Below are 13,123 nucleotides of genomic sequence, written 5' to 3' on the forward strand. Positions count from 1 at the left end.
CGTCGACGAGCAGATGGTCGAAGCGCTCGCCGATCTCCTGGGCGAGCGTCGGCTCGGCCATCATCTCGGCCCAGAACAGAAGCAGGTCGTCGTAGTCGAGCACGTTCTGCTGCTGCTTGGCCTCGACGTAGGCGCCGAACAGCTTCTTCAGTTCGTCCTCCCATTGCGTGCACCAGGGGTACAGCGACTGCAGCACCAGCGCGAGCGGGTCGCGCGTGTTCAGCGCGCGCGAGTAGATGCCCAGGCACGTGCCCTTGAGAGGGAAGCGCTTCTTGTTGTCCGACAGGCCGATCTCGTGCCGCACCAGTCCCATCAGGTCCTCCGCGTCGCCGCGGTCGTGGATGGTGAAGCTGCCTTCCAGGCCGATGCGCGGCGCGTACTCGCGCAGCAGGCGCGCGCCGATGCCGTGGAAGGTGCCGCTCCACGGCAGGTTGGGCAGGGCCTGCGTGCCCGCGAGCCCCAGCGCCTTCTGCAGCACGCCGCCGACGCGCCGCTCCATCTCCTGCGCCGCGCGCCGGCTGAAGGTGAGCAGCATCATGCGCTGCGGGTCCGCGCCGTGGCGAATGAGGGTGGCCACCCGATGCGCCAGCGTATTGGTCTTGCCCGAGCCGGCGCCCGCGATCACCAGCAGCGGACGCGTGTCGCCCGCTGTGTCGCCCGTGCCGTGGGTGGCGGCCTCGCGCTGCTGCGGGTTCAGGGATTCCAGCGGATCGGGGGACTGCATCGCCTGTATATTAATACAGTGACTGCCAACATCCCGTGGGCACCGCCTCGTGGACGGATCCCTCCCTGATCGCCTGCGGCCGCTTCTATCCCGCGCACTGCCAGACGACGCAGCTGTGGGTCGAGCGCACGCCCGCCGACTTCGTCTTCAACATCAAGGCCTATCGCCTCTTCACCGGCCACCCGGCGTTGTCCACCATGTTGCCGCGCGAGCTGCAATGCGCGGTAAAGGCGACCGCGCGCGGCGGGGTCCTGCGGCAAGCCGCTAGACTGCCTGCTGTTCGATTGCAGTCCTGGAGTGTTCGAGATGAAGCCGAGTTTCCGCCTCAACCTGCTGGCCGCGGCCCTGATTGCCACGGCCTGCGCCGGGCTGGCACCCGCGCAAGCCGCCACGCAGCTGGCCCAGGCGCCCGCCGACACCGGCATCGTGGCCAACCCGGAGTACGAGAAGGCGGGACAGATCGCCGCCAATGCGTGGCTGCTGCTGCTCGATCGCAAGGACTGGGGCACGGCCTGGGACGCCTCGAGTAGCGTGTTCCGCGAGAACGTGCCCCTGGCCGCATGGATGGACAACGTGCCGCGCCTGCGCGACCCGTTCGGCAACTTCGTCGAACGCGATGCCGGCGAAGCCGTCTACAAGAAGACGCTGGGCACGCGCCAGGGCGACTTCGTCACCGTGTTCTTCAACAGCAAGTTCGCCAAGCAGGCGGCCGTGACGGAGACCGTGACCACCGTGCGCGAGCCCGATGGCCGCTGGCGCGTGACCGGCTACACCGCACGCTGACCGTGCAGTGACGCGTTCGGCAGTGCGCGTCCGGCCTTGGCGAACTCCTGGCGCAGCGTCGGCAGCTGCCGCTCGATCCACGCCTTGAGCACCGGGTCTTCGGCCTGCGTCGCCAGCTTCTCGTAGTTGGTGATGTCGGCCTGGGCGGACCGCAGCACCACCTCGTCGACATAGAGGCGGTCGAACTTCGCGCCATTGAGCTTGCCCAGTTGCTTGAGCACCTTGTTGTGCTCGTTGCTCGGGATGGGCATGGCCATGCCGCGCAGGTGCAGCAGGCGCAGCAGCTCGGGCTGCACCGTCTGCTGGCGCGCCAGCACGGTGTTCGCCAGCTCCTTCACCGCCGGATTATTCGAGCGCGCCGCCGCCAGCCGCGAAGCCTCCGACTGGAAGCGCAGGTTGGCGGCGGTGATCTGCAGGAAGCGGCGCTCGAGCCGCTGCGCGGGCGCCAGCGGCCTGGCCTGGGCCGCGGCCGAAGCCGCATAGGCCGAGGGGGGCGGCGCGCCCCAGGCGATCGCCGCGGGCAGCAGGGCGCCGACGCCAAGCATCATTCTCATCATCGTTGTTCTGCGCATGGTGCACCTCCGCGTGCGCGCGCACCGCCGGGTGGCGGCTATTTCTTGTTCGCGCCCATTGCTGCCGCATTCTTGCCGGACTGCGGCAGCTTTTCGGCGGCGGCCAGGTGTTCACGCAGCGTGGGCAGGGTCTTGTCGACGAAGGCCTTGAGCTCGGGGTCCTTCACGTCCTTGCTGGCCTTCTCGAACTCCTTGATGTCCTTCTTGTGGTCCTTGATGCCCACCTCGCGCACGAAGTCGCGGTCGAACGCGTCGCCGGTCTTCTTGCCCAGTTTCTCGATCTCGCGGCGCATCGAGTGCTTGGGCGCCGCGGGCAGTTCCACGCCCTTGGCATTGGCGATCTTCACCAGCTCGTTGTTGGCGGCCGTGTGCTGGTCGACCAGCATGCTGGCAAAGCTCTTGACGTTGGCATCGGTCGCCTTGCTGGCCGCGAGCTGCCCCACCTGCACCTCGAACATGCCGCTGCTGGCGGCCTCCTCGATGAACTTGCGGTCGCCGCGCGCGACCTTGCTCTTGGCCGGCAGGTTGCGCGTGCCGGTGCCGGGCTGCGCCACGGGTGCCGACTGGCCACCGGTGGCGGAGGTGCCTGCGCCCGGCGTCTGCGCCTGCGCGGCCCCGAACGAGAACGCCAGCGCGATGACGGCCGGCACGGTGAGAAGAACAAATTTCATGGTGGATCTCCCGGTTGTCGGTCAAGCGAAAAAAAAGGCGGCGCCGGACTCCGGCGCCGCTGGAACTGGCTGCCTTACTTCTTCGTGCTGCTGCCCGGACTGCTGCTGCCCTGACCACTGCTGCCGCCACCGCCGGAGCCACCGCTGCCGGCATTGCTGCCCACCGAACCCGGATTGCCGGTGCCGCCGCTCATGGACGTGCCGGCACTGCCCATGCCGCTGGAGCCGGCGAGGCTGCTGGAGCCGCTCTGCCCCGTCGAGCCATAGCCTCCAGACGCGCCGCTGGCGCCGCCCGATCCACCGCTGCCCATGCCGGAACTGCTGCCGCTGGAACCGGCCTGGCCATGGCTGCTGCCGGAGGCGCCCATGCTGCCGCCCGACGAACCGCCCTGCCCCTGGCCGGCGCCGGAGCCCCCTACGTCGTTCTGGCCCTGGCCGCCGCTGCGGCTGTTGCGCCAGGTGCTGAACTCGTCGCTGAACTTGCGAAAGCGCTCCTGGCGCCACGACTGGTAGTCGTTGTCCAGGTTGCGGATCTGTTCTTCGCGCCACTGGTGGTAGTCGGGGTCGTGGTGGCCCTGGCTGTGGGTGCCCGTGTGCGTCTGGCTGCCGGTGCCACCCTGGCCCGAGCTCGAGCCCTGGCCGCCGTAAGCGCCGCCGCCCTGGCCCCACTCATTCTGGCCATAGCCCGCGCCGCCCTGGCCGGACTGCCCGTAGCTGCCCATGCCGCCACCGCCGAAGTTGCCCTGGCTGCCGCCGTAGCCCTGGCTTGACTGGCCATAGCCACCCTGGCCCATGCTGCCGCCCTGGCTGCCCTGGTTCGGGCCGCCCTGGCCGCCGTAGCCGGGCTGGTTGTGGCCTTGTCCGCCCTGCCAGCCCTGGGTGCTGCCGTAGCCGCCCTGCGAGCCGCCGTAGCCGCCGCCACTCTGGCCATACGTGCCGCCGCCGTAATGCCCGCCACCGCCTTGGCCGGGGTTGCCGCCGCCCATCTGGCCATAGCTGCTGTTGCCGCCGGCGCCGCTGCTGCCCATCTGGCCGTAGCTGCTGCCGCCCATGCCGCTGCCCTGGCCATAGCTGCCATGCATGCCGCCACCCTGGCCGCCGTTCCACGCGCCCTGCTGCGCTCCGTAGCGCTGCCAGTCGCTCTGGCCGGCCTGGCCACCCCAACTGCCCTGGCCACCCTGGCTGCCGCCGCCATAGCCCTGGCCGGAGGGGTTGTAGCCCTGGCCACCCTGGCCGCCCTGGCCACCGTACTCGCGCCCGTAGCCGTGGCCCTCGCCACCGTAACCGCCATAACCCGAGGACTGCTGCGAACCGAACTCCGAACCCGAGCGGCCGTAGCCGCCTTGCGAGCCTGGGCCGCCCTGGCCTTGCGAGCCGCCGTAGTTGCCGCCCTGTCCGCTGCTGCTGCCCCAGCCCCGCGACGATTCGGTGCCACCGCTGCCCTGGCCGCTGCCTTGCCCGCGGTCCTGCTGCGGGTCGCTGCTGCTGCCCCAGCGGCTCTGCCGTTCGCGGTCGTCGTACTCACGGGAAGCCATGTGATTCTCCTTCTGGATGGTTGTCGCTGTCCATGACGAAGGCGCTCCCCGCGACTGCATGGAAGGGGCCTTGCCTCCATCGGCGCGATCAGCGTAGGACTGCATGGACAGCAGTCCTGTCGGACAACATCCGCTGGCATGTAGGACTGCTGGTCCATGCGGAAACGCGCTGCAGCAGGCTTCACCGGACGTTTGCACGAGGGTGGGTGAGTTTTTGACGTCCCGCCCCCACCATTCATGTATCGATCGGAAGTTATTCAAGGAGACGTCATGGGAAAGAGAACATTGCTGGCCATTGCGGCCGTCGTCGCGGCCTCGGCTGCGCTGATGTCGGCGCCGGCACAGGCGCGCGGTTCCGTGGTGCTGTCGCTGGGCGTGCCCGCACCGGTGTACGGCTACGGCTACGGGCAGCCGGTGTATTCGCAACCGGTGTATCCGCAGGCCGTGTACCCGCAACCCGTCTATACCCAGCCGTACGCGTACGCGCAGCCGGGCTATGTCGTGGCCGAGCCGAACATCTACATCGGCCCCAGCTACGGCTATGGCTATGGCTACGGTTACGGCCACCGCAACGGCTGGCGCGACGGCGACCATCGCCGCTTCGACCGTCGCTAAGCGGTAGCTCCCTGGGCGTGGGCCAGCGTGCTCACGCCCGCGACGAGCAGGATGCCGAGCAGCAGCCAGGCGATCTGGGCCAGCGTCTCCCGCGCGCCCAGTCGCCTTTGCAGTTGCGGGATCAGGTCGGCCAGCGCCACGTAGATGAAGCTGCTGCTGGCCACCACCAGGAAGAACGGCAGGTAGTCGACCAGCCGGTCCACGAGCCACCACCCGATCAGCCCTCCGAGCGGCGTGACCGCCCCCGCGAGCGACACCTTCAACAGCGCCGCCTTGCGGCTGCCACCGCTGGTCTGCCGCAGCACGGCGAGATCCCCGATGTGATGCGGCACCTCGTGGGCCAGCACGGCCAGCGCCGCCACCGCCCCCAGCCTCGGCCCCGCCATGAAGGCCGACGCGATCAGGATCCCGTCCCCGAAACAATGCACGCTGTCGCCGGTCAGCACGGCCCAGCCACCGGTGCGCGCGCGCGGCTCGTTGCCGTGGGTGTGCCCGTGCGCCTCGTGCGCGCGGGAGTGGCCGCCGTGCCGGTGCAGGTCGTGCGCGTGGGGAGGCGCTGCGCCGCCCGGCGTCTCATGATGATGCTCGTGGCCGTGGTGCCAGAGCTCCGCCTTGTCGAGGAGGAAGAAGAACACGAGGCCCACCAGCAGCGTCGCGAACAACTGGTGCGCCTGGTGACCGCTTTCCAGCGCCTCGGGCAGCAGGTGCATGAAGGCGGTCGACAACAGCGCGCCGGCCGCGAGGCTCAGCAGATGCTGCTCTGCGAGGCCGCGCGATTGCGGACCATGGCCGGTGTCGTTCCAGCCCAGGCGCATGAGGGCGGCCGCCACCCAGACACTGCCGATGCCGGCGGCGAGGGTGGCGAACAGGATGGCGATGAGGGTCACAGACGAATTGCCGCCCCTGGTGCGGCCGCTTCCAGGATTGTTGTTCTAGGGCCCGGCGACGCGGTGCGAACACAACGGGAGCCTTCGATCTTAGCAACCGCGTCGGGCAGACTACGGGGTTTCACTTGTCAGGAGAACCCATGCCCACCATCCGCGTCGAGCTGTTCGAGGGCCGCACGCCCGAGCAGAAGAAGAACTTCGTTCACGCCCTGACGCAGGCCTGCGTCGACACCTTGGGCAGCAAGCCCGAATCGGTCGACGTGCTGCTGTTCGACGTATCGCCCTCGAACTGGGCCACCGGCGGGGAGTTGTGGTCGGAGAAGAAGAAGGGGTGAGCGACAGGATGTGGGAAGGATGTCATCCCGGGACTGAAGGATGTCGTCCAGGGCTTGCCCCGGGATCCATGCGGCGCTTCATCCACCGCCGCATGGATTGCGGGTCAAGCCCGCAATGACATGGTTTCTCATTGCGAGTCCGGCCCGCAATGTCCTTCACGGCAGCCCCGCCAGCACCTTGTCCAGCGTGATGGGAAACTCCCTCACGCGCACGCCGCAGGCGTTGTAGACGGCATTGGCAACGGCAGCCGCGGCGCCGCTGATGCCCAGTTCCCCCACGCCCTTGATCTTCAGCGGATTGGCCTTGTCGTCGACTTCCGGCAGCAGGATCGCATCGATCGCCGGAATGTCGGCATGCACCGGCACGTGGTACTCCGCCAGGTCGTGGTTGGCGAAGTAGCCGTAGCGCCCATCGAGCGCGGCCTCCTCGTGCAGCGCTGTGCCCACGCCCCAGATCATTGCGCCCAGCAACTGCGAGCGCGCCGTCTTCGCATTGAGGATGCGCCCGGCCGCGAACACGCCCAGCATGCGGCGCACCCGCACCTCGCCCGTCTCGGTGTCGACGGACACCTCGCAGAAGAACGCGCCGTACGACATCTGCGTGTAGCGCTTGTCCATGGCGCCGGGCTTGATCTCGCCCTCGGCCTCGATGCCTTCCTGGCCCGCCAGCGTGGCCAGCAGCGCGCTCTTGCCGCCGCCGCGCACGTGGCCATCCGCGAACTCCGCCTGTTCGGGCGCGATGCCGGCCGCCTGCGCGAGCTTGCGGCGCAGGTTCTCGCAGGCGACGAACAGCGCGGAGCCCGCAGTCGCTGCGCCGAAGGATCCCCCCGAGCCCGCCGTCGCCGGGAAGTCGCTGTCGCCGAGTTCGATGCGCACCCGCTCGACCGGCAGGCCGAACATCTCGGCGGCGATCTGCGTGAACACCGTGTAGCTGCCGGTGCCGATGTCCGTCATCGACATGCGCGCCACCAGCATGCCGTCGCTGCCGATCTTCAGCTTGCACTTGCCCTGCTGCAACTTGTTGGAGCGCGAGGCCGAGGCCATGCCCATGCCGATCAGGAAGCGCCCTTCGCGCATCTGTCCCGGCTGCGGGTTGCGCCGCTCCCAGGCGAAGCGGCGCGCGCCCTCCTCCAGGCAGGGAATCAGCTGGCGCGTCGAATAGGGAATGTGCTTTTCCGGATCCTCCTTCGGCTCGTTGGCGATGCGCAGCGCCACCGGGTCCATGCCGAGCGCCAGCGCCAGTTCGTCCATCGCGCATTCCAGCACCGGCATGCCCACCGCCTCGCCGGGCGAGCGGCACGAATCCGCCACCGGCAGGTCGAGCTTGACGCGACGCTGGCGCGTCATGCGATTCGCTGCGGCGTACAGGTTGCGCGTGGACGTGCACACCGGCTCCAGGTAGTCGTCCAGGCGCGCCGAGTGGCACCACGCCTCGTGGCCGATGGCCAGCAGGCGGCCGTCGCGCTCCGCCCCGAGCCGCACGCGCTGCACGGTGTCGGGCCGGTGGCTGGTGACGTGGAACATCTGCTGGCGGGTGAGGGCCGTCTTCACCGGCCGTTGCAGCACCTTGGAGGCCAGCACCGAAAGGATCACGTCGGCCCACACCGGCAGCTTGCCGCCAAAGCCGCCGCCAATGTAGCGGCTGAACACGCGCACCTTTTCCTCGGGCATGCGCAGCGTGTTGGCGATGCGCTTCTGCGCGCTTTCCAGCATCTGGGTGGAGCAGTGCACGATCACGCGCTCGCCTTCCCACCAGGCGAGCGCCGCATGCGGCTCCATCTGCGCGTGGATGTGCACGGGCGTCGTGTACTGCACGTCGATCCGCACCGGCGCAACGGCGAAGCCGGTCTCGAAATCGCCCACCTCGCTGTCCGGCTCCTTGCCTTCGTCCTCGGAGGGCTTCTCGGCATCCGCGAGGTGGTCCTTCATCACGTAGTGCGCCGGCAGCTCCTCGTAGTGCACGCGCACCAGCAGGCTGGCGGCGCGTGCCTGCTCGAAGCTCTCGGCCACCACGAACGCGACCGGCTGCCCATAGTGCGGCACCAGCGGATCGCCCAGCATCGGATGCGGCCGGTCGAAGCGCTGGCTCTCGGTCAGGCGGTGCGAGGCCTGCCCGGGGGTGTTGCGGTGGGTCAGCACCAGCAGCACGCCGGGGGCGCGCTCGGCGGCGCTGGTGTCGATCTCGCGCGCGCGGCCCTTGCCGATCGCGGCTTCGACGATGAAGCCATAGGCGGGCTGCGAGGGTGCCTCCTGCACCTCGTAGGCGTAGGGCGCGGTGCCGGTCACCTTCTGCGGGCCATCGACCCGGTCGAGGGCACGGCCGATGTTGCCGTGGCGGTTCTCGTCCAGCGGATTGCGCGGCGCGGGCTGGTTCATTTCCATGGCGCGTTCCTCAGGACTGGCTCGCTTCGGCAAGCACGCCCGCGAGCACGCGGCGCGCCAGCGGGATCTTGAAATCGTTGTCGCCCTGGCCCTTCGCGCCCTGCAGGAGGCGGTCGGCGGCGGCCTGTGCCGCATCGGCAGCTGCGCCGGTCGCGGCGCGGTCGGCGTCTTCGATGCGCCAGGGCTTGTGCGCCAGTCCCCCGAAGGCAAAGCGCGCGCTGCGGACCGAGCCACCGGCGCCATCGACGATCGCCGCCACCGACACCAACGCGAAGGCATAGGAGGCGCGGTCGCGCACCTTGCGATAGACCTGCCGCCCTGGCGGCGGCGATGGCAGCACCACGGCGGTGATGCACTCGCCATGGGCGAGCGCCGTCTCCACGTGGGGGGTGTCGCCCGGCAGCTGGTGGAAGTCGGCGATCGGGATCACGCGACGCTGGCCAGCGCCGTTGACGGTCTCCACCTGCGCGTCGAGCACGCGCATGGCCACCGCCATGTCGGAGGGATGCGTGGCGATGCAATGCTCGCTGGCCCCGAGCACGGCGTGATTGCGCGTGAACCCGCCGATCGCGGAACAGCCCGAGCCCGGCGTGCGCTTGTTGCACGGCTTGCTCGGGTCGTAGAAGTAGTAGCAGCGCGTGCGCTGCAGCAGGTTGCCGCCCGTGGTGGCCTTGTTGCGCAACTGCGCGGAGGCACCAGCGAGCAGAGAGCGACTGAGCACGGGGTACTTCGCACGCACCCGCGCATCCGCCGCGAGGTCGGCGTTGCGCACCAGCGTGCCGATGCGCAGGCCGCCTTCGGGCGTGTCCTCGGCGCGATCGAGCCCCAGGCGGTTCACATCGACCAGGTGCGTGGGCGCCTCGATCTGCAGCTTCATCAGGTCCAGCAGATTGGTGCCGCCGGCGATGAACTTCGCGTGCGGATGCGCGGCCACGGCTTTCGCCGCCGCTTCGACGCTGGTGGCGCGTTCGTAGCTGAAGGCTTTCATTGCGCCTCCGCCACTTCGCGGATCGCCGCCACGATGTTGGGATAGGCACTGCAGCGGCAGAGGTTGCCGCTCATGCGCTCCCGGATCTCCGCGTCGCTCAGTGCCGGCGCCTGCTGCAGGTCTTCGGTGACGTGGCTCGGCGTGCCGTTCCTGGCCTCCTCCAGCATGCCGGCGGCCGAACAGATCTGGCCAGGCGTGCAGTAGCCGCACTGGAAGCCGTCGTGCGTGAGGAAGGCCTGCTGCAGCGGATGCAGCTTGCCCGGCTGGCCGAGCCCTTCGATCGTGGTGACCTGCTCGCCCTCGTGCATTGCCACCAGCGACAGGCAGCTGTTGATGCGGCGGCCTTCGACCAGCACGGTGCAGGCGCCGCACTGGCCGTGATCGCAGCCCTTCTTGCTGCCGGTGAGGTGCAGGTGCTCGCGCAAGGCATCGAGCAAGGTGGTGCGGCTGTCGACGCTGAGCTGGCGCGCCTCGCCATTGACGGTGAGCTGCACTTGCAGCAGCTGCGGTGTGTCGTTCATGCGCTCTCCAATGCGAAGTGCGCAGTCTAGGAGCGGATGCGGCTCCGGATGGTCAGCGTGCTCCTACGCCGTGTTGGCGACGGCTGACGGGCTATGTAGGCTGGGCTGGCGAAGCCACCCCAGCGATGAGGCGCCGGAAGCTGGGGTGCGCTACGCGCAGCCCAGCCTACGAATGCCGCCGGCCGCAGCGCGAGATCAATGCGCCTCTTCCCAGTTCGCCCCGATGCCGATCTCCGCCAACAGGGGCACGCGCAACTCTGCGATGGAAGCCATCAATCGCGGGACCTCGGTACGCACCCACTCGACCTCGTCTTCCGGCACCTCGAACACCAGTTCGTCGTGGACCTGCATGACCATCTTCGTGCGGCGCTGCTCGCGCTCCAGCACGTTCTGCACATGGACCATCGACAGCTTGATCAGGTCGGCGGCCGTGCCCTGCATCGGCGCATTGATCGCCTGCCGCTCGGCGCTGCCGCGGCGCGGCCCGTTGGGCGAGTTGATCTCGGGCAGGTACAGGCGCCGGCCGAACACCGTCTCCACATAGCCGCGACTCTTGGCCGAGAGGCGCGTCTCGTCCATGTACTGCTTCACGCCGGGATAGCGCTGGAAATAACGCTCGATGTAGTTCTTGGCCGCGACCGTCTCGATGCCGAGGTTGCGCGCCAGGCCGAAGCTGCTCATGCCATAGATGAGGCCGAAGTTGATCACCTTGGCATAGCGACGCTGCTCGCTCGACACCTGGTCGAGCGCCACGCCGAAGACCTCGGAGGCGGTCGCGCGGTGCACGTCCATGTCATCGCGGAACGCGCGCAGCAGCGCCTCGTCCTCGCTGATGTGCGCCATGATGCGCAGCTCGATCTGGCTGTAGTCCGCGCTGGCGATGCGGTGGCCCGGCGGCGCCACGAAGGCCTCGCGGATGCGGCGGCCTTCGGTCGTGCGCACGGGGATGTTCTGCAGGTTGGGGTCGTTGCTGGAAAGCCGGCCGGTCACCGCCACCGCCTGCGCATAGTGCGTGTGCACGCGGCCGGTCCTCGGGTGCTGCATCTGCGGCAGCTTGTCGGTGTACGTGCCCTTGAGCTTGGAGAGGCCACGGTGCTCGAGGAGCTTCGCCGGCAGGGGATAGTCCTCCGCCAGCTTCTCCAGCACTTCTTCGTCCGTGCTCGGGGCGCCGCTGGCGGTCTTCTTCACCACCGGCAGCCCCAGCTTGGTGAAGAGCACTTCGCCGATCTGCTTGGGACTGCCCAGGTTGAAGGGCTGTCCGGCCAGCTCGTGCGCCTCGCGTTCCAGCTGCATGATGCGCTGGCCCAGTTCGTGGCTTTGGTGGGAGAGCGCCTGCGCGTCGATCAGCACGCCGTTGCGCTCGATGCGGTACAGCACCTCGCTGCACTGCATCTCCAGGTCGTAGATGAAGGCCAGCCGGGTGTCGCGTTCCAGCTTGGGCCACAGCGCCAGGTGCACGTCCAGCGTCTGGTCCGAGTCCTCGCAGGAGTATTCGGCCGCCTTGTCGATAGTCACCTGGTTGAAGGTGATCTGGTGCGCGCCCTTGCCGGCGATGGTCTCGTAGTCGATGCCGGTGCGCCCCAGGTGGCGCTCGGCCAGGCTGGCCAGGCCATGCGGCTTGTGCACTTCGAGCACGTAGCTTTGCAGCATGGTGTCGTGCGCATAGCCGCGCACCTCGATGCCGTGGTTGGCGAACACGTGGCGGTCGTACTTCACGTGCTGGCCCAGCTTCCTCTTTTCCGGGTTCTCCAGCCAGGCTTTCAGCCGGCCCAACACCTCGTCGCGCGAGAGCTGGTCGGGCGCCCCCTGGTAGTCGTGCGTCAGCGGGATGTAGCAGGCCATGCCGGGCTCGGTGCTGAAGGACAGGCCGACGATGCAGGCCAGCATCTCGTCGAGCGAATCGGTCTCCGTGTCCAGCGCCACCAGCGAGGCCGCCTCGATGCGCGCCAGCCAGGGCTCCAGCTGCTCCCAGCTGAAGATGGTCTCGTAGTGCAGCGTGGTGGCCTGCGAGAGGCCGGAGAGATCCGGCTCCTCGTACACGCCGGCGGGCGGCTGGTGGCCGGGACCCACCTTCTTCTTGCTGCGCAGTTCCTCGATCAGCTCCGGCGGCACGTCGTGCGACTCGAGCTGCTTGACCAGGCCCTTGAAGCCATAGCGCTCGTAGAACTCCTTCAGGCGCTCGACATCCTGGCCGCCGATCACGATGTCCTGCAGTTCGGGGAAGCCGGCGATGTGGTCCTTCAGCTCGCAGTCGGTGCGGATCGTCAGCAGTTGCCGTCCCTTGGGCAGCCACTCGAGGGAACGCCGCAGGTTCTCGCCCACCGCACCCTTCACCTTGTCGGCGTTGGCGACCAGGTTGTCCAGCGAGCCGTATTCCGTCAGCAGCTTCACCGCCGTCTTGGGCCCGACCTTGTCGACGCCCGGCACGTTGTCGACCGCATCGCCCACCAGCGTCTGGTAGTCCACCATCAGGCGCGGCGGCACGCCGAATTCGGCCTCCACGCCCTGCAGGTCGCGGCGGCGGTCGTTCATGGTGTCGATCACCGTCACGTGCTCGTTCACCAGCTGCGACAGGTCCTTGTCGCCGCTGGAGATGATGGTCTGCACGCCGGCCTGCGTGGCCATGCAGGACAGTGTGCCGATCACGTCGTCGGCCTCGACGCCGGGCACGTGCAGCACCTTCCATCCGAGCAGGCGCACGACTTCGTGGATGGGGTCGATCTGCGAGCGCAGGTCCGAGGGCATCGGCGAGCGGGTCGCCTTGTACTCGGGGTAGAGCTCGTCGCGGAAGGTCGGGCCCGGGGCGTCGAACACGCAGCAGGCGTAGTCGGCGCGCACGTCGCGCCGCAGCTTCTGCATCATGTTGATCATCCCCCGGATCGCCCCGGTCGCCGGGCTCGCGGGATCGCCCGGCACGGCGCGCAGGTCCGGCATGGCATGAAAGGCGCGGTACAGGTAGCTGGATCCGTCGACCAGCAGCAGCACCTTGGGTTCAGGGGTGGGAACTTCGTCCGTCTCGCTCATGGGCCGGGATTGTGCCCGGTAGGACGGCCGCGGGCGGGACGCGGACTTCTTGAACGCAGAAGGCGCAGAAGTACGCAGAACACGCA

At 68.7% G+C, this 13,123-nt stretch carries 12 protein-coding genes and 1 pseudogene; 4 read left to right on the top strand and 9 right to left on the bottom strand.

What is annotated here, in order from left to right:
• On the bottom strand, positions 1-724 hold a 724-nt coding region (locus JWP60_RS09070), incomplete at its 3' end, for an ATP-dependent helicase (RefSeq protein ID WP_299789511.1).
• A gap of 35 nt (positions 725-759) precedes the next feature.
• Between JWP60_RS09070 and JWP60_RS09075 the strand changes: the two are divergent.
• Both JWP60_RS09075 and JWP60_RS09080 read left to right on the top strand, forming a co-directional pair.
• A pseudogene (locus tag JWP60_RS09075) lies at positions 760-906 on the top strand (DUF72 domain-containing protein); the annotation flags it as partial.
• A 124-nt stretch (positions 907-1,030) separates the two neighbouring features.
• Entirely contained in the window at positions 1,031-1,507 is a 477-nt protein-coding gene (locus tag JWP60_RS09080; protein ID WP_299789514.1) for a DUF4019 domain-containing protein, read from the top strand.
• Here the strand turns inward: JWP60_RS09080 and JWP60_RS09085 are convergent.
• The 3 genes from JWP60_RS09085 to JWP60_RS09095 form a co-directional block, all read right to left on the bottom strand.
• Positions 1,492-2,055, bottom strand: a complete 564-nt coding sequence (locus JWP60_RS09085; RefSeq protein ID WP_299789517.1) for a DUF4142 domain-containing protein — start codon at positions 2,053-2,055, stop codon at positions 1,492-1,494. The two genes, JWP60_RS09080 and JWP60_RS09085, sit on opposite strands and share 16 nt — an antisense overlap.
• A gap of 62 nt (positions 2,056-2,117) precedes the next feature.
• Complete coding sequence (locus JWP60_RS09090) at positions 2,118-2,750, bottom strand: DUF4142 domain-containing protein (RefSeq protein WP_299789520.1); 633 nt, start codon at positions 2,748-2,750, stop codon at positions 2,118-2,120.
• A 74-nt stretch (positions 2,751-2,824) separates the two neighbouring features.
• Positions 2,825-4,285 carry a hypothetical protein gene (locus JWP60_RS09095; RefSeq protein ID WP_299789523.1) on the bottom strand — a complete coding sequence of 487 codons (1,461 nt, stop codon included), beginning with the start codon at positions 4,283-4,285 and terminating at the stop codon, positions 2,825-2,827.
• 270 nt (positions 4,286-4,555) lie between these two features.
• Between JWP60_RS09095 and JWP60_RS09100 the strand changes: the two genes are divergently transcribed.
• Positions 4,556-4,900: a hypothetical protein gene (locus tag JWP60_RS09100; RefSeq protein WP_299789527.1), complete on the top strand. Its 345-nt coding sequence runs from the start codon at positions 4,556-4,558 to the stop codon at positions 4,898-4,900.
• On the opposite strand, the gene JWP60_RS09105 is transcribed toward JWP60_RS09100, so the two are convergent.
• A complete protein-coding gene (locus JWP60_RS09105) occupies positions 4,897-5,787 on the bottom strand; it encodes a ZIP family metal transporter (protein WP_299789530.1) in 891 nt (296 codons plus the stop codon). The two genes, JWP60_RS09100 and JWP60_RS09105, sit on opposite strands and share 4 nt — an antisense overlap.
• A 140-nt stretch (positions 5,788-5,927) precedes the next feature.
• Here JWP60_RS09105 and JWP60_RS09110 point away from each other — a divergent pair, with 140 nt between their 5' ends.
• Entirely contained in the window at positions 5,928-6,122 is a 195-nt protein-coding gene (locus JWP60_RS09110) for a 4-oxalocrotonate tautomerase (protein ID WP_299789533.1), read from the top strand.
• Positions 6,123-6,278: 156 nt separating this feature from the next.
• Here the strand turns inward: JWP60_RS09110 and JWP60_RS09115 are convergent, their stop codons facing one another.
• The 4 genes from JWP60_RS09115 to polA form a co-directional block, all read right to left on the bottom strand.
• Positions 6,279-8,504, bottom strand: coding sequence for a xanthine dehydrogenase family protein molybdopterin-binding subunit (locus JWP60_RS09115; protein WP_299789536.1), 2,226 nt, complete (start codon positions 8,502-8,504; stop codon positions 6,279-6,281).
• Between the two features lie 10 nt (positions 8,505-8,514).
• Positions 8,515-9,492 (bottom strand): xanthine dehydrogenase family protein subunit M, encoded by a 978-nt coding sequence (locus JWP60_RS09120; RefSeq protein ID WP_299789539.1) that lies wholly within the window; start codon positions 9,490-9,492, stop codon positions 8,515-8,517.
• Positions 9,489-10,013, bottom strand: coding sequence for a 2Fe-2S iron-sulfur cluster-binding protein (locus tag JWP60_RS09125; protein WP_299789542.1), 525 nt, complete (start codon positions 10,011-10,013; stop codon positions 9,489-9,491). Before JWP60_RS09125 ends, JWP60_RS09120 begins: the two co-directional genes overlap by 4 nt.
• A 195-nt stretch (positions 10,014-10,208) precedes the next feature.
• On the bottom strand, positions 10,209-13,037 hold the full coding sequence (gene polA / locus JWP60_RS09130) for a DNA polymerase I (RefSeq protein ID WP_299789543.1): 2,829 nt from the start codon (positions 13,035-13,037) through the stop codon (positions 10,209-10,211).
• Positions 13,038-13,123 lie beyond the last annotated feature (86 nt).

Source organism: Ramlibacter sp., assembly GCF_028291745.1.
Lineage (GTDB): Bacteria > Pseudomonadota > Gammaproteobacteria > Burkholderiales > Burkholderiaceae_C > Ramlibacter.